At 68.7% G+C, this 15,720-nt stretch carries 15 protein-coding genes and 1 pseudogene; 3 read left to right on the forward strand and 13 right to left on the reverse strand.

What is annotated here, in order from left to right; genetic code table 11:
• Positions 1-133: 133 nt before the first annotated feature.
• The gene (locus ACZ5NW_RS15035; protein WP_468744242.1) at positions 134-2,608 is read left to right on the forward strand and encodes a non-reducing end alpha-L-arabinofuranosidase family hydrolase; all 2,475 of its coding nucleotides are present in this window, start codon (positions 134-136) and stop codon (positions 2,606-2,608) included.
• Between the two features lie 77 nt (positions 2,609-2,685).
• Here the strand turns inward: ACZ5NW_RS15035 and ACZ5NW_RS15040 are convergent, their stop codons facing one another.
• From ACZ5NW_RS15040 to ACZ5NW_RS15055, 4 genes are all read right to left on the reverse strand, one after another.
• Complete coding sequence (locus tag ACZ5NW_RS15040) at positions 2,686-4,551, reverse strand: RICIN domain-containing protein (RefSeq protein ID WP_468744243.1); 1,866 nt, start codon at positions 4,549-4,551, stop codon at positions 2,686-2,688.
• A 127-nt stretch (positions 4,552-4,678) separates the two neighbouring features.
• Positions 4,679-5,374 (reverse strand): hypothetical protein, encoded by a 696-nt coding sequence (locus ACZ5NW_RS15045; protein ID WP_468744244.1) that lies wholly within the window; start codon positions 5,372-5,374, stop codon positions 4,679-4,681.
• Positions 5,375-5,512: 138 nt separating this feature from the next.
• Positions 5,513-6,262, reverse strand: a complete 750-nt coding sequence (locus ACZ5NW_RS15050) for a hypothetical protein (RefSeq protein WP_468744245.1) — start codon at positions 6,260-6,262, stop codon at positions 5,513-5,515.
• Positions 6,259-6,804, reverse strand: a complete 546-nt coding sequence (locus ACZ5NW_RS15055) for an RNA polymerase sigma factor (protein WP_468744246.1) — start codon at positions 6,802-6,804, stop codon at positions 6,259-6,261. Before ACZ5NW_RS15055 ends, ACZ5NW_RS15050 begins: the two co-directional genes overlap by 4 nt.
• A 111-nt stretch (positions 6,805-6,915) precedes the next feature.
• On the opposite strand from ACZ5NW_RS15055, the gene ACZ5NW_RS15060 reads away from it, so the two are divergent.
• Positions 6,916-7,830: a serine/threonine-protein kinase gene (locus ACZ5NW_RS15060; RefSeq protein ID WP_468744247.1), complete on the forward strand. Its 915-nt coding sequence runs from the start codon at positions 6,916-6,918 to the stop codon at positions 7,828-7,830.
• A gap of 84 nt (positions 7,831-7,914) precedes the next feature.
• On the opposite strand, the gene ACZ5NW_RS15065 is transcribed toward ACZ5NW_RS15060, so the two are convergent.
• Positions 7,915-8,265 carry a MerR family transcriptional regulator gene (locus ACZ5NW_RS15065; RefSeq protein ID WP_468744248.1) on the reverse strand — a complete coding sequence of 117 codons (351 nt, stop codon included), beginning with the start codon at positions 8,263-8,265 and terminating at the stop codon, positions 7,915-7,917.
• 634 nt (positions 8,266-8,899) lie between these two features.
• On the opposite strand from ACZ5NW_RS15065, the gene ACZ5NW_RS15070 reads away from it, so the two are divergent.
• Entirely contained in the window at positions 8,900-9,274 is a 375-nt protein-coding gene (locus ACZ5NW_RS15070) for a hypothetical protein (protein WP_468744249.1), read from the forward strand.
• A gap of 220 nt (positions 9,275-9,494) precedes the next feature.
• Here ACZ5NW_RS15070 and ACZ5NW_RS15075 read toward each other — a convergent pair whose 3' ends face one another.
• From ACZ5NW_RS15075 to ACZ5NW_RS15110, 8 genes and pseudogenes are all read right to left on the reverse strand, one after another.
• A complete protein-coding gene (locus ACZ5NW_RS15075) occupies positions 9,495-9,698 on the reverse strand; it encodes a cold-shock protein (RefSeq protein ID WP_028799214.1) in 204 nt (67 codons plus the stop codon).
• Between the two features lie 324 nt (positions 9,699-10,022).
• Complete coding sequence (locus tag ACZ5NW_RS15080) at positions 10,023-10,559, reverse strand: hypothetical protein (RefSeq protein WP_468744250.1); 537 nt, start codon at positions 10,557-10,559, stop codon at positions 10,023-10,025.
• Positions 10,560-10,653: 94 nt separating this feature from the next.
• Positions 10,654-12,168, reverse strand: a complete 1,515-nt coding sequence (locus ACZ5NW_RS15085; protein ID WP_468744251.1) for an alkaline phosphatase — start codon at positions 12,166-12,168, stop codon at positions 10,654-10,656.
• Between the two features lie 340 nt (positions 12,169-12,508).
• Positions 12,509-12,964 (reverse strand): CPBP family glutamic-type intramembrane protease, encoded by a 456-nt coding sequence (locus ACZ5NW_RS15090; RefSeq protein ID WP_468744496.1) that lies wholly within the window; start codon positions 12,962-12,964, stop codon positions 12,509-12,511.
• Between the two features lie 183 nt (positions 12,965-13,147).
• Positions 13,148-13,630 carry a MarR family winged helix-turn-helix transcriptional regulator gene (locus tag ACZ5NW_RS15095; RefSeq protein ID WP_468744252.1) on the reverse strand — a complete coding sequence of 161 codons (483 nt, stop codon included), beginning with the start codon at positions 13,628-13,630 and terminating at the stop codon, positions 13,148-13,150.
• 103 nt (positions 13,631-13,733) lie between these two features.
• Positions 13,734-14,218, reverse strand: a pseudogene (locus ACZ5NW_RS15100) (NAD(P)H-dependent oxidoreductase); the annotation flags it as partial.
• A 29-nt stretch (positions 14,219-14,247) separates the two neighbouring features.
• A complete protein-coding gene (locus ACZ5NW_RS15105) occupies positions 14,248-15,261 on the reverse strand; it encodes a CE1758 family FMN-dependent luciferase-like monooxygenase (protein ID WP_468744253.1) in 1,014 nt (337 codons plus the stop codon).
• A gap of 49 nt (positions 15,262-15,310) precedes the next feature.
• On the reverse strand, positions 15,311-15,682 hold the full coding sequence (locus tag ACZ5NW_RS15110) for a DoxX family protein (RefSeq protein WP_468744254.1): 372 nt from the start codon (positions 15,680-15,682) through the stop codon (positions 15,311-15,313).
• Positions 15,683-15,720 lie beyond the last annotated feature (38 nt).

The raw sequence follows: 15,720 nt of genomic DNA on the forward strand, positions 1-15,720 counted from the left end.
TGAGTCCCCTTGCCGCACAGCCGGCCCCCATGGGGAAATTCTTCCCCCGATCGCGGCAACCTTTCAGTGCGGGGCGGCAACTGGCAGGCAACCGGGGCCTGATCAAGGCCCGTTGCGCCAGAAGGACATCCCGTTGTCAGATCAGAACCGCTCTCATCGCCGCCGCCCGGCAACCCGCCGCGTGCTCGCCGCCGCCGTGGTGGTCGCCGCCGCGGGTGCCGCCGTACCCCTGGTCGCGCTGGCCGCACGCAGTCCGGAGGCCGGCACACCGGCCACGGCCGCCGACGCGGCGGCAGGCAGCGGCCGCTACTTCGGCACGGCAGTGGCCGCGGGCAGGCTCGGTGACTCCACCTACTCCGCCCTTCTCGACCGGGAATTCAAGATGATCACCCCGGAGAACGAGATGAAGTGGGACGCCATCGAGCCCTCCCGCGGCAACTTCAACTTCGGGCCGGCCGACCAGATCGTCAGCCACGCCTCCGCACACGGCCAGCGCATGCGCGGCCACACCCTCGTCTGGCACTCCCAACTGCCCGGCTGGGTCAAGTCCATCACCGACGCCAACACGCTGCGCGCTGTGATGAAGAACCACATCACCCAGGAGATGACCCACTACAAGGGCAAGATCTACGCCTGGGACGTGGTCAACGAGGCGTTCGCCGACGGCGGCAGCGGTCAGCACCGCAGCTCGGTCTTCCAGGACGTGCTGGGCAACGGCTTCATCGAGGAGGCCTTCCGCACCGCCCGGGACGTCGATCCCTCCGCCAAGCTCTGCTACAACGACTACAACATCGAGAACTGGTCCGACGCCAAGACCCAGGGCGTCTACAAGATGGTCAAGGACTTCAAGTCCCGCGGTGTGCCCATCGACTGCGTCGGCTTCCAGAGCCACTTCAGCGCGGGCGGCCCGCCGGCCAGCTTCCAGACCACCCTCTCCAACTTCGCCGCGCTCGGCGTGGACGTCCAGATCACCGAACTCGACATCGCCCAGGCGTCCGCCTCGGCGTACACCAACGCCGTCCAGGCGTGCATGAACGTCGCCCGCTGCACGGGCATCACCGTGTGGGGCATCCGCGACAGCGACTCCTGGCGCACCGGTGAGAACGCCCTGTTGTTCGACGCGGGCGGCAACAAGAAGCCCGCCTACAACGCCGTGCTCACGGCCCTGGGCGGTGGCAGCAGCAGTAGCGGTGGCAGCGGCACGCAGGCCGGGGGCATCACCTCCGGCACCGTCTACACGCTCTCCAACGCGGCCGGTGGACGCGTCCTGGACGAGCCCGCGGGATACAACGGCAACGGCACCCCGCTCCAGGTGTGGGACGCCAGCGGCGCCGCCAACCAGCAGTGGCGGGCCGGCCGGAACAGCGACGGCTCCTACACGCTGACCAACGTCGCCAGCGGCCGGGTCCTGGACGAGCCGGCCGGTCAGACGGCCAACGGGACGAGGATGACGGTCTGGGACGCCAACGGCGGCGCCCACCAGCACTGGAAGGCCGGCCGGAACAGCGACGGCTCCTACACGCTGACCAACGTCGCCAGCGGCCGGGCGCTGGAGCTCCCCGGCGGTCGGACCGCCAACGGCACTCCCGTCCAGATCTGGGACTCGGTCGGCGGCGCCAACCAGCACTGGAACCTCAAGCCGACCGCGGCGCCCAAGAGTGACACGACCACGCCGCCGAAGAGCGACACGTGCGCCCTCCCGTCGACGTACAAGTGGACCTCGACGGACGCGCTGGCGCAGCCGGCTAACGGGTGGGCCTCGCTGAAGGACTTCACCACCGTGACGTACAACGGCAAGCACCTGGTCTACGGGACGGACTACTCGGGATCGGGCTACGGCTCCATGGCGTTCAGCCCCTTCACGAACTGGTCGGACATGGCGTCGGCCCGCCAGACCGGCATGAGCGAGAAGGCGGTGGCGCCGACGCTGTTCTACTTCGCGCCCAAGAACATCTGGGTGCTGGCGTACCAGTGGGGTGCCGCGCCCTTCAGCTACCGCACCTCCAGCGACCCCACCAACCCCAACGGCTGGTCGGCGCCGCAGCCGCTGTTCACCGGCAGCATCCCCCGCACCGACTCCTCCACCGGCCCGATCGACCAGACGCTGATCGCCGACGGCCAGAACATGTACCTGTTCTTCGCCGGTGACAACGGCAAGATCTACAAGGCGTCCATGCCGATCGGGAACTTCCCGGGCAGCTTCGGCTCCTCGTACACGACGGTCATGAGCGACACGGTGAAGAACCTCTTCGAGGCGCCGCAGGTCTACAAGGTCAAGGGCCAGAACCAGTACCTGATGATCGTCGAGGCCCGGGGTGCCAGCGAGCAGCGCTACTTCCGCTCCTTCACCGCCTCCAGCCTGAACGGCCCGTGGACGCCGCAGGCCGCCACCGAGTCCAACCCCTTCGCGGGCAAGGCCAACAGCGGCGCCACCTGGACCAACGACATCAGCCACGGTGACCTGGTCCGCACCAACCCCGACCAGACCATGACCATCGACCCCTGCAACCTGCAGTTCCTCTACCAGGGCAAGTCCCCCAACACCCCGCCGAACACCTCCTACGACAGCCTGCCGTACCGTCCGGGCGTGCTCACCCTGAAGCGCTGACCTCAGCCCAACCAAAAGGCGCCCCCATCTCTTCGATGGGGGCGCCTTTCGCTGTCTTCGCTACTTCGCTGTCTTCACTACTTGAGCGGGGTACCGCCCGAGTTGTGATAGGCGATCACCTTGTTGATCAGGTTTCCGCCGTCGGTCTCCACCGAGGTCTGTTCCTGCTGCCCCGGACCGAAGAACAGGCCGGCGATGTGGGCGCTGGCGACCTGGTCCATGTGTCCGAAGAACCAGTCGACCTTGTCGTCCTTGTAGTGGTTGAGGGTGTTGTTCTGCGCCATGTTGCCCACGGGGATCTGCCACAGGACCACCGGCTTGCCCACGGACTCGGCCATCGTCTTGTAGAACTGCAGCGTGGTGGCGGCCTTCTGGTCGGTCCAGAAGTGGTTGCTGCCGCCGTGGGCCGGCTGCGCGTACCAGCCCGCGTCGCGGTCCGACACATCGGTGGCCAGGAAGTCGGCGTTCTTCGCCCCGAAGCTCTCGTAGGACTTGACGCACGCCTGCGTGTTGGTCTCCCAGTCGAAGCAGGAGAGGTGCATCCCCGCCTCGGCGTTCGGCGCGTACTTGTGCGCCATCGAGATCAGGCACTGGGCGAGCCCCGTGGCGCTGTTCTCCTGAGATCCGCAGTCCGTCGGGTTCGCGCTCTTGACCTGTGCGGGAACCTGGTGCGGATCGCCGAGCGACCGGACGTAGCCCCAGAAGTCGGGCTCGAGGTCGATCGCGGCCTGCGTCTTGCCGATCTTCTGGAGGAAGAAGCGGTAGTCGTTCAGGTAGCGGGTGAGCAGGTCGGTGCGGTTGATGGCCTTGACCTCACCCGGACCGTCGCCCTCGCCCGCCGCGTCGCCGAGGTCGCGCAGCGAGTACCAGGTCCACAGCATCTTCTGCGGACGCGCGCTGCCCTTGTACGTCGCCTGGGACACCACGTCGTCCCGCCAGGTCACGTACGTGCCGGGCGCCGTGGTGCTGCCGTTCCAGCAGCCCCACCAGCCCGTCCAGTCGTCGTGGCATTTCGCCGCCGTGTAGTAGTCCGACGAGGGCGCGGGCTGGCTGTGCACATAGGCGTAGCGCCCGTCGAACGGCGCGGCCTTCGCCGAGGCGTCGTCCATCGAGCCGCCGATGAGCACCTTGTCGCTGCCGAGGAAGCGCTTCGTCGAGCTGCCGCCACCGGCCGCGGGCGTCGAAGGCGACGGCGACGACGGGGACGTCGACGGCCGGGTGCCGCTCGGCGTCTGGCTCGCGGTTGCGCCGCCGCCCGGCGTGGTGGGCGTACCGGAGCTGCCGACGCTCCCGACCGGGACGAGCTGCCACTGCTGATCGACGGCGCCCCGGTCGCGGGTCTGGACGACACCGCTTCCGTTGGTCTTGGCGGCGTTGCGGACATCGACGGCCAGGCCGCTGAAGCGGTTGACCAGCCGCACGTAGCCGTCCGACGACTTGGCCAGCTTGAACTGCTGGTTGGTGCCGTTCAGGTCTTTCCATTGCACGAGGGCGGAGCCGGCGGTCTTCGACCAGCCCAGGTCGTCCAGCACCTTGCCGGAGTTCCGGTTCTGCAGCCGGTAGTAGCCGTCACCCGCGTCGATGAACCGCCACTGCTGGTTGGCCCCGCCGTGGCGCGCCCACTGCACCACCGCCGCGCCGTCGTTCTTGGCGTAGGCGTTGTCGTCCAGCACCTTGCCGCTGTTGCGGTTGACCAGCACGTACCACTTCTTCAGATCCACGGTCTTCTGGTCCGCCGAAGCCTGGGTGACCACGACAGCCGAGCCGGCGACGACCACCGTGGCGATACCCGCCCACAGACCCCGACGCGCGAGCAACCGACGGCCCCGATGCTTCGGGCGACCACCGCGCGCGCCGCCGTCGGCACGGTGGCTGCCGCCGCCGGACGCCACCGATGCCGTGGGTGGGCCGGGGACATGTCTGTGCTCTCGTTCCAGGGACATGCCTGTGCTCTCTTTCAGCTGTCGCTCTGACCGAACCACTTGGCCGGACAACACTGAGTGGTCCCAGAAGCCGAGAAGGTTGCCGCGAAGATCCCCGGATTTTTTCGCCGTGACCGCGTGAGCGGGGTCAGCCGGCCAGTCGGTTGACGGCACCGGCGGTGATGCCCGCCATGTAGCCGGGGTCGTCGCTGGGCTGGCCGGAGAGCTCGACGATGCCGAACCTGTGGCCACTGCGGATCACCGCGACGCCGCCGGAGACCTTGCCGTCGCCGTTGAAGGCCGGGTACCACGTACCGCTACCGGCCTTGAGGGTGATCGCGTGCCCCTTGCCGTAGTACCAGTGGCCCTGCGGCTCGTCCTGGCAGCCGCGCACCACTGTGTTGAGCTTCTTCTCGTACGAGGCCGCCGACGTGTCGGTGGAACCGTCCGCGGCGGATTCGGTCAGCGAGGTGCGGCCGGTGTCGAAGGACCAGGTCACGGCGGCGTAGGCGGCGGCCTTCCCCTTGGTCAGCGAGCGCATCGTCTCCTCGCCGGAGCACGCCGACAGAGCCTGCTTCCCGGTCAGGTCCACGGTCGCGCCGACCGGGGTCAGACCCTGCTGGAAGAAGTCCTCGCTCTGCAGCAGGGCGGCGGATCCGAGGGCGGGCGCGGCAGCGGCGGTGGTGTGCGCGGTGGCCGTCCGGCCCGCCGGGTTCGCGTTCGCGCCGGCGGCGGGAAGCGCGGCGATCCCGACCGCGATCAGGGCGGCCCCGACCGAGGCGGCTGCTCCCGCGATACGACGGCGACGCGAGGACTTGCTGCCGGCTGCCTGGTTGTCGAACATCTCATCTCCTGTCTGTCGCGACGCGGTTGGCGTCGTCGTACACCTGGGGAGATGCCGCAGGTGCGGGAGATGTTGGATGACGGCCTGCCGAGTTTGGTGTGATCCACATCACGCTGTGTCGGCGAGGCGGGAGCGGCCTCAGAGCCGTGTCACGGCCGCCCGGACGATCCGCGTCATCGCGGCCGTGTCCAGGCAGGCATGCACCTCCAGGACCCCGTAGTGAGAGCCGTTGCGGAGCACGGCGATGCCTCCACAGGGCTCCTTGCCTCGTGGTGCGGTCCCTGTGGTGTTCAGGTCACCGGCGTAGGAACCCATCCAACTCGCGCTGATGTCCGCGGTGATGTCGATCGTGTGCGTCGGCCCGTAGACCCAGTGGGTGGCCGGCTCGTCCTGGCACGGCACCTCCTCCAGCAGCAGGCGCTGGGCGAAGTTCTGGGCCAGTGCCCGGCTTCCGGCGTCCGCGGCGACCTCGCGCGCGACCTGATCGTCGACGTGCGTCGCGATGGTCGGGTCGTCGCTGCCCGTGTCCTGGCTCGTCACCAATCCGCGGAAGTGCGCGTCGTTCGATCCCAAGGTCTCGGCGAGGGTCTTCTCGCCGGTGCAGGCCGCGTTGGCGTAGTTGCCGTCTCCGACCCGGTCCCGGACGTAGATGCGCCGGGAGAGGCCGACCGTCGTGAAGTCGGCCGCCGTCACCAAGTGCCGGTACGTCATGGGGCCGCTCGCGGGCTTCGGCAGGGGAGAGGCGCTACTCGACGGGGAGACCGCGGCGCCCGGCCGGCCGGGCGGGGTGGCCCGAGCGGAGGGCGTCGGCAGGACGAACCGGCCGGTCAGCACACCGAGTACGGCGGCCACCGACAGGATGACGACGATCGTCCGGCGGCGTCTCACACGCCACCGCCGAGACGATCCCGCATGAAGCGACGAGCCTGATGGATACGGTCCTTGACCGTGCCGAGGGGAGCGTCGGTGATCTCGGCGACCTGGAGATAGGTCAGATCACCGAGATCGCGGAGCACGAAGGACTCCACCAGGGCAGGGTGCCGCTCCTCCAGCGCGGCCAGCGACTCCATCAGGTCCAGGCGGGTCCCCGCGATGACGCTCGTCGTCCGCGGGTCGACCCCGTCGGGAAGGACCGCATGACTGTCCTCCGCGCGCCGGCGCATCGAGCGATACGTGGACCTGGCGGCGTTCGAAGCGATCACGGTCACCCAACCGAGGAACGAACCCCGCCCGCTGTACTCGTGCAGATGCGTGCTGATGGACAACAGGGCGTCCTGCGCGGCCTCTTCGGCGTCGGCGTGGTGCGGAAGAAACCGCGAGCAGCGGCGCATGACCGTGGGCCGAAGCCTGACGAGGAGACGCTCCAGGGACGCCCGGTCACCCGCCTGCGCAGACGCCACGAGCTGCGTCAGGTCATCCTCTTCGAACACCTTGCTGTCCCCCCGATATCGTCCGACCTGGACCCAAGGTCGCACAGTAGTTCCGAACAGCACCCGCCGCATCAACCGCCCCCACCGCATCACCCCAGGAAATGTTGCAGCATGCAGAAGCTAGGTCGTTATCTCCTCGAGGACAGGCTGGGAGCCGGTTCGTTCGCCACGGTCTGGAGGGCATACGACCCCGAGCTCGACACCGATGTCGCGGTCAAGGTGCTGGCCGACAACTGGGCTTCGAACGCCGATGTGCGACAACGCTTCCTGGCGGAGGCGAGGCTGCTGCGCAGGATCTCCAGCCCGCGTGTCGTGCGGGTGCACGACGTCGGCGTCCACGACGACCGACCGTACTTCGTCATGGACTACGTCCGGGGTGGCACGCTGGCCGAGAAGATCGGGCACTGCCGCCCCGCGGAGGCGCTCCAGCTGGCGGCCGAGGCCGCGTACGCCGTTCAGGTGCTCCATGAAGCGGGCGTCATCCACCGCGACATCAAGCCGTCGAACCTCCTCCTCGACACCGACCGCACGCCCATGTCCGTCCTGGTCGCGGACCTCGGCAGCGCGAAGCAACTGGCCGACGCGTCGGGGCTGACCGTGACCACCGGCACGCCCGCGTACATGGCACCCGAACAGGCCTTCCAGACCGGCGGTTTCGACGGCCGAGCCGACGTGTACGCCCTCGGTGTCGTCGCGTACGAGCTGCTGACCGGACACAAGCCGTTCGGCCCGGGCGGCCGCGCCTTCCTCGTACCGCAGGAGACCTCGACGTCGTCGTCGTTGCCGACGATCCCCAAAGAACTCGAGGTCCCGGACGGCATCGCGGCACTTCTTCGTACGGCACTGTCCGTAGAACCCGAGGACCGCCCACAAACCGCACAGGCATTCGCGGACGCACTGCTGTCACGAGGAGAAGACGAGCGAACGCCCGGCCCCTCGGGGCGGGTGTGGCCACACCTCGCGATCTGGCTGGCGGCGATCGCCGTGTTCCTGGTGACAACGGTGCTGACGTGGTTGTCCCGCTGAACCGGGTGGGTGACGGGGTCCTGCAAAGGCCAGCTGGGGAACGGCCGCAGGGCGGCGTTTCGGATACGGCACGCGCACGCGTGTTCAGGCGGAGCCGGAGCCGGCACGGCTCGCTGACTCGCTGGCGGCACGACGGTACTCGGCGTTGATGCGCTGCGCTTCCTCGAGCTGGTCCTCGAGGATGACGATGCGGCACGCGGCCTCGATCGGAGTCCCCTTGTCGACGAGCTCGCGGGCGCGGGCGGCGATCCGCAGTTGGTAGCGGGAGTACCGGCGATGTCCTCCCTCCGAGCGGAGCGGAGTGATCAGCCGAGCCTCGCCGATGGCCCGGAGGAAGGCCGGGGTGGTGCCGAGCATCTCGGCTGCCCGGCCCATGGTGTACGCGGGGTAATCGTCGTCGTCCAGACGATCATTCAGGGGGTTGTCCGATGTCATGTCACCTCGCTGTGCAACGCGTCGAGGGGCCCTGGCGCCGTACGGCACCAGGGCCCCGAAGGAAATTGAACACCATCTGTCGGCCCTACTGCTGTGCCGACCTTCTGTTTCCGCTACCCGGCCCGGCAGAGGGGGGTGCGGGGGGATCGCAGCTGCTTGACCGGGGACCACCATCCATTCCGGGGTCTTGCGGTACCCGGGCCGAGTGCTTCTCGGGCCGGGCGATCCTGATGGCGTCTGCTCCTCCGTTCCTCTCTGATCCGAACCAACCACTACTGCTGTTGGCAGCTCCTCGACGTGCGAGCCGCCCAGTGCGGCTCTCAGTCCCGTCACCATCTTGGGAAATCTCTGGCTTCGAGGCTCGAGAGCCGCACTGACCTGCGTACTTCGTATTCAGCCACCCGCCAGTTCGTGTCTGGCGGGTCTCCTCAGACCGTGTCTACGTGAAGAAGCGTACCCATGTCGCGCACGAAAATCTACTCCAGCAGAAGTAGATTTCACCCTTCTGGTGGAGCAGGAAGCCTGCCGGGACCGGGCCTCACCGGTTGACGGAAGCCGCCTCCTGCCGAGCACGCACGTGCTTCAGCCCCACGGGTGGTCCCAGGTACAGGTGAGCCGAATAAGCTGCGCTGTCATGTCGAACCCTGATGAGCTGCTCGTCGCCATCTGCGCGGCGGTGGAGTCGGAGCGAAGCAACCAGATGTCGCTGACCGTGGTCGTCGGCGGCGCCGTCATCACCGGCCGGCTGGCTCCGGAGGCCGTGTGGAGGGAGCGGGTGGCGGAGATCCTGAAGGACTCGGACCGTGTCGGTGCGTTCTCGGACGTCTTCGCGCGCGGTCAGCGAGGGAACCGGTCCGGTCGCGGCGAGGCGCCCACGCATCTGCACTTTCATCTCGCTCGGATCCTGCAGGGCAGCCTGGGCATCCCGGAGACGGGCGGCATGTATCGCGTCGCGATCAAGGACGTCAGCGCATGGACCGTCGGAGATCTCGTCCATTTCGACCGGTGAGACGCCGGCCGCGCCCGGCCGCATGTCCGTCGAGGACGTCCCGCAGGCGAATCCGCGTCGGGCACGTACCAAGGAATTACCGCAGCGGAATCAGCGGCGCAGATAATCGCGAAAACGGGCCGGAAAATGACAGGGGCTAATCACCTGGAATGAAGCGAGCTGGGGCCCGCACCTCGAAGGTGCGGGCCCCAGCTGCGAAGTATGCGTCGGTGCCGGCGCGTCAGGCGGGAACGATGTTCTCGGCCGTCGGGCCCTTCTGGCCCTGCGCGATGTCGAACGACACCTTCTGGCCCTCGAGCAGCTCGCGGAAGCCCTGGGTGGCGATGTTCGAGTAGTGGGCGAAGACGTCGGCGCCGCCGCCGTCCTGCTCGATGAAGCCGAAGCCCTTTTCCGCGTTGAACCACTTCACGGTGCCAGTAGCCATGCTGTTTCTCCTTCGGAGACGGTGTACGGGAATGCGCCCTGTGCGCATTCCGTGTCGCCGTGATGATCAGCCGTCGGAAAAACCTTCTGGCAACCACACCTGCAACTGAGTTCGACAGTAGCACGGTGCGATCGGCCTTGCGTGGTGGATAATTCCGCTCCGCCAGGCGGTCGAGGAATACTCGCCGTACCCCGCACCTATTTCTCATTTCACGGGTACAGATATTGCTCTCCGTAGGCGTGGCTTTCCCGCCGTGACGTCCGCCCACGGCCCTCTGACCTCCCTTGACGCCACAACGGCGAACGCGCCCGACGCTCCACTGCCCTATTCGTTGACCAGCACGGGGATGGAGACGACCGCGGCGGCCGGAGTGCCCGTGAGGTGCTCCGCGGGGATGGTGACGTCGATGCCGTCGCCTGCCGCGTGTGGGCCGTCGTGGTGGTCGCTGCCGTTCGCGTCCTCGCCTTCCTCCTGGTACTGGAAGGTGCCGGTCCCCAGCAGGCGGCCGTGGGAGTCGTAGTAGGCGGCGCGCAGTTCGAGGGCGAGGACGTCGCTGACATCGGCGGTGATGGCCAGGTGGCCGGTCACCGTGGGCTTGTTCGTGAGCGTGAGGGCGGTGAGGCGTACCCGATCGGTGAAGGGGCCATCCTCGACGCGGACTTCGTCCTTGCCCGGGGCCGGTGAGAGCGTGGGCGCCGGGGCCGGCGCGGTGCGCGGGGCGGGCAGGGCGACCCCGGCGGCGGAGGCGCCCGGGGTGCTCGGACTGTCGGTCGCCTTGTCGCCACTGCAGCCGGAGAGCGCCACCAGGGCGGGGACGAGGAGGCCGAGCGCGGCGGCCTTGGTGCGGGTGAGCGGACTCATCGGGCGTACTCCCGGGCGGGCGTCGGGGGCGGTCGGTACATCGGGAACCGGCGCGGGGCCGGGTGCGGACGTCGCGCCCGGCCCCGCGGGTGGATCAGCTGCGCGGCGCCGTGCCGAACAGGGAGCGGTACATCTTGCCGTACAGCTCGATGTTGTTCTGGCTGGCGGCGAACCGCTTGCCGTTGGGGCCGTACGCGTAGATCGGCACGTCCGCTCCGGTGTGGTTGCCGGAGAGGTAGGTCAGCCAGAGGCTGGCCTCGGGGCTGCCGTCCTTGACGTCCGCCGGGTCGTCGGGCGTACGGAACGTGGCGGGGCCGAAGTTCTTCGCGTCGCCGGAGCCCGCGCCGTTGACGATGCCCGAGGAGCGGGCCGGGTCCTTGACGTTGGCCGAGGACGAGCGCGACGGCGTGGAGTTGTTCGCCGGGTTGCCCGCGTCGGTGTTGGCCGGCGGGGCGGCCGCCTCGGCGTTGGTGAAGGAGCCCTTCTCGATGATGTTGAAGCCGGCGCACTCGTGGTCCGCCGTCACGACGACCAGGGTGTGGCCGTCCTTCTTGGCGAAGTCGACCGCGGCCTTGACGGCGTCGTCGAACGCCTTGACCTCGGCGAGGGTCTGCGCGGCGTCGTTGGCGTGCGAGCGCTTGTCGATCTGGGCGCCCTCGACCTGGAGCAGGAAGCCCTTCTTGGAGCGGCCGTTGAGCAGGGAGAGCGACTTCTTGGTCAGCTCCGCCAGGGTCGGCTCCTGCTTCTGCGGGGCGTCCGCGGGGAGCTGGGCCTTGGCCTGCTCGACGGTCAGGTTGCCGCGGTTGAACAGGCCGATGACCTTCTTGCCCGTGGCCTTGTCCAGGTCGGCCTTGGTGGCGACCTTCTGGCTGGCGGCGGTCTGGGCGGGCAGCGCCGGGTCGCCGAAGCTGCCGAGCACCTGGTAGCCCTGCGCCTGCAGCGCCTTCTGGTCGTCCGGCTCGAAGCGGGCCAGGCCGCCGCCGAAGATCACGTCGGCGGTGCCGTTGCGGGCGATCTGCTCGGCGATCGGCGTGATCAGCGTCTGGTCGGCGGGCTTGTCCTCGTACGTCCCGTCGGCCTTCTTGGGCAGGCAGGAGGCGTCGGAGTAGACCGGGCCCTGGCAGCCGCGCAGCAGCGCGTGGCTGTACTGCGCGGCCGGGGTCGCGTCGGTGACCTCGGCGGTGGAGACGTTGCCGGTGGCGAAGCCCGCGCTGTGGGCCTGCTCCATCAGCGTCGCGACCTTCTTCTCGTAGGCGTCGACACCGATGGCGGCGTTGTACGTCTTCACGCCGGACGACCAGGCGGTGGCCGAGCTGGCGGAGTCGGTCACCAGGGCGGGCTGGTTGCCGCCCTTCTCGACGGCGTACGTGGCGACGGCGCCGTAGTTCGGCAGCCGCTCCATGTTCAGCTTGCCGCTCGCGCCGTAGTAGCGCTCTCGGGCGGCGGTGACGTGGGTGCGGCCCATGCCGTCGCCGAGCAGGTAGATCACGTTACGGATCTCCTGGTGGCGGTCGCTCTGCTGGGGCGCGGAATGGGCGGCCACGGTGACACCGGCGGCCAACGCGCCGGTCGTGGCCAGGACCGTCAGGATCCTGACAGGTCTGCGCATGCGGGATGCTCCTTGGACTGTGGGCGTCGCGACCCGACCCCCCTGGTGTGCCGGTCGCGAGCGCGCCCGGACGGGCCAGGCGACAGCGACGCTAGAAGCAGGGCATGAACACGCCACGATGCGCGGGTGTCATCGGGGAGAACACGATCGGCCTGAAGAATCCGGCAGCGGCTCACGAGTCTCCAAAAGTGCCGCTCTTGTCGAATACGTCGAATACCAGGAGTACCTCGGCGTCCGTGCCGCGGTTGTCGCGAGGGACGGCCGGTCGCACACCGGGGACGATGTGACCTGCTGGCCCGCTTCCTGCAACCACAGGCCAGCCGCCGGCCTGCGGCAGGCGTCAATCGAGCGCCCCGGCTCCCTCGGAGCGCTCGTCGGGGTCCGTACGGACGGCTTCGTGGGGTACGGGCGTGACGTCAGGGCCGTATCGGCGCAGCAGCCAAAGGCCGTAGGCGGCATGGAAGACGTACACGCCCGCCTGCCACCAGTCCGGCGCCGAGCCGGGCGAGCGGACCTGGAAGAAGTCGTCGAGCCCGTGCACGACGACCATCGGCCACACCGAGCCGATCGCGAAGCGCAGAGCGGCACAGGTGAAGCCGAAGAAGCCGGCGGACAGCATCTGCCACAGTGTGTCGTCGAGCGGGGCACCGAAGAACAGATAGTTCTGGAAGTGACCCGCGCCGAACAGGACGGCGACGCCGACCGCGCGCCTGTAGCCCGGGCCGGCATGCGGGGGCGGACATTGTTGATCACTTCGCTGGGTGACCGTCGGGCCGCGGGCGGCCGACGAGGACAGCCCGAACCTAGGCTCCGGTCACCACCCCGGGCATCGGTCACGACGACCCAATGTGCCAGTCCGACTTGCCGGCCTTTCCGGCTGCCGTGGTCAGCCGCCGACTTGGACAGCTCCCGGATCGCGCCAGTACAGGAATCTTCAGGCTGGCGCAGCGGTCCCGCCGTCGGGGCCCGGCCCGGGCGGTCAGTCCGAGTCTGCTTGCTCCGTGGGATCCTGCGCCGCGATGTGCGCCAGGATGACTTCGGCGAGATCCGCGAAGGTGTCGAGCTGGTCGGGGGTGAGCGCGTCGACGAACCAGCGGCGAGCATGGCCCACGTGGTGGGGCGCGGCCGCCTCGATGGCCTCGCGGCCCGCCTGTGTCAGCGAGACGTGGATGCCGCGATTGTCGGTGTGGCAGGGTTCCCGGGTGACCAGGCCCCGGCGCTCCATGCGGTTCAGATGCTGGGTGAGCCGGCTCTTCTCCCAGTCGATCGCCTTCCTCAGTTCGATCGCGCGCATTCGGCCGTCCGCGGCCTCCGAGAGGCTTACCAGAACCGCGTAGTCCGCGCCCGACAGCCCGGTCTCGGCCTGAAGTTCCCGTCCGAACCGGTCACGGAACTGTGCCAGCTCGATGAACCCCCGCCACGCCCTTTGCTCGCGCTCGTTCAACCAGTCGCCGTCACCCATGAGTCCATGATACGGAATGGTTGACACGTGAACCCCTCGAGCCGTGTGCCTGCCGTCCCGCTCGATGTGGCTCCAGCGGGAGCTCGACGACGAGCCGTTTCGGAGGCGCCGACGAGGCGGAGGGTGTGGAACCGAGCGCGTCGGCCAGCCGGTCGGCGGCGTCGGCCAAGCGGGTGTGTGCCTCGGCCGTGGGGACGTGCTGGTGGGCGGAGCCGGCTGCGCGTTCGGTGAAGGCCGAGTCGAGGAGGAACGTCCCTTCGACGATGTGCCGTGCACCGAGCACCGACAGCACGGGGCGTAGCGCGTAGTCGACGGCGAGCAGGTGCGCCGGCGTGCCGCCGGTGGCCAGCGGGAGGACGGCCTTTCCTGCCAGCGCCTCCTGGGGGAGCAGGTCCAGGAGGGACTTGAGCAGTCCGGAACAGGAGGCCTTGAAGATCGGCGTGGCGACGATCAGGCCGTCGGCCTGCGCGATCCGTTCCAGCGCGCCGGCTGTCTGCGGGCTTCGAGCAGGGCAAGGGTGGCCTGCGCGGCGCTCGCGGTCCGTGAGACGGGGGACGGGCTGCCGCTGAGAGCGAGAACGGCGGACATGGGGTGACTCTCTGGTGGGTGGGGAAGGCTCAGGCGTCGCCGAGTTCGCGGCGCAGTACGGGCAGGACCTGCTCGCCGAGAAGGTCGAGTTGCTCGTGGACGGTCTTCTCGGGAATGCCGCCGAAGTCGAGGCCGAACAGGATGCGTGAGGTGCGGCCGAAGTACTTGGGGAAGCGGAGCACCTTGTCGATGACCTGCTGGGGGCTTCCCACGGTCAGGCCCGTGTTGGCCACAGCGTGTTCCAGGTCGGCGCCCTGGTTGATGGGGTGGCCGTAGTAGTAGGGGGCGTATTCGGTCAAGGCGTCCTGGGAGTTGGGACGGACGAAGACGCCCCCTCCGGCTCCGACGATGGCGTCCTCCGGGCGTCCGTGGCCGTGGTGGGCGTAGCGTTCCCGGTAGAGGTTCACGTACTGCTGGAAGTACTCCATCGTCATGAACAGGTTGTTGACGAAGAAGCCGTCGCCGTAGACGGCGGCCTGTTCGGCGATCTCCGGGCTGCGGATGGAGCCGTGCCACACGAACGGCGGGGTGCCGTTGAGCGGGCGGGGCATGGCGGTGAAGCCCTTGAGTGGAGTACGGAAGCGACCGCTCCAGTCCACGTTCTCCTCACGCCACAGCCGGCGCAGCAGGGCGTAGTTCTCCACCGCCAGCGGGATGCCCTGGCGGATGTCCTGGCCGAACCAGGGGTAGACCTCGGCGGTGTTGCCGCGTCCGAGCATGAGGTCGACCCGGCCGTTCGCCAGATGCTGGAGCGTGGCGAAGTCCTCGGCGATCTTCACCGGGTCGTTCGTGGTGATCAGCGTGGTCGAGGTGGACAGGGTGATGCGCTCGGTGCGCGCCGCGATGTACGCGAGCAGCGTGGAGCCCGCGCTGGAGATGAACGGCGGATTGTGGTGCTCGCCGATGGCGTAGACGTCGAATCCGGCGTCCTCGGCGTGCTTGGCGATCCGGGTGATCGCGTGGATGCGCTCGAACTCCGTGGGTGCCTGGCCGGTGTTCGGATCGGGGTGGACGTCGCCTACCCCGAAGATGCCGATTTCCATGATGGCGGTCCTTTGCCCTGTGTCCCTTGTCCTTTGTTCGAGGTCCGGGTCAGATCGCGAGCGCGCTGGTGGCTATCGCGGCGAGTGCGACCAGGCCGAGGATGATCGGGCCGATCGCTCCGCCGCGGGCCTTGGGGTCGGCGTAGTCCCCCGCGCGGCCGTGGTAGACCACGGCTCCGGCGAAGACGATCACCAGGCCCGCCGCTGCGGCGATGCCCAGCGGGTGCCAGAAGATTCCCGCGACCAGGCCCACGGCGGCGGCGGCCTCGGCCACGCCGATCAGCCGGGTCAGCGAGGCGCTGACTCCCAGGTGCTCCTGCAACAGCTCGGGCACGCTGCCCTTCAGGGTGATCTTGGGGATACCCGCCCCGAGGGCGGCGAGGGCGAGCAGGGCGCTGAGGACGGCGGCGGCGATGAACATGGCGACTCCCTGGGAGGGTGGTTGATGTGTTAACCAAA

The organism is Streptomyces sp. NPDC032126 (assembly GCF_055580085.1).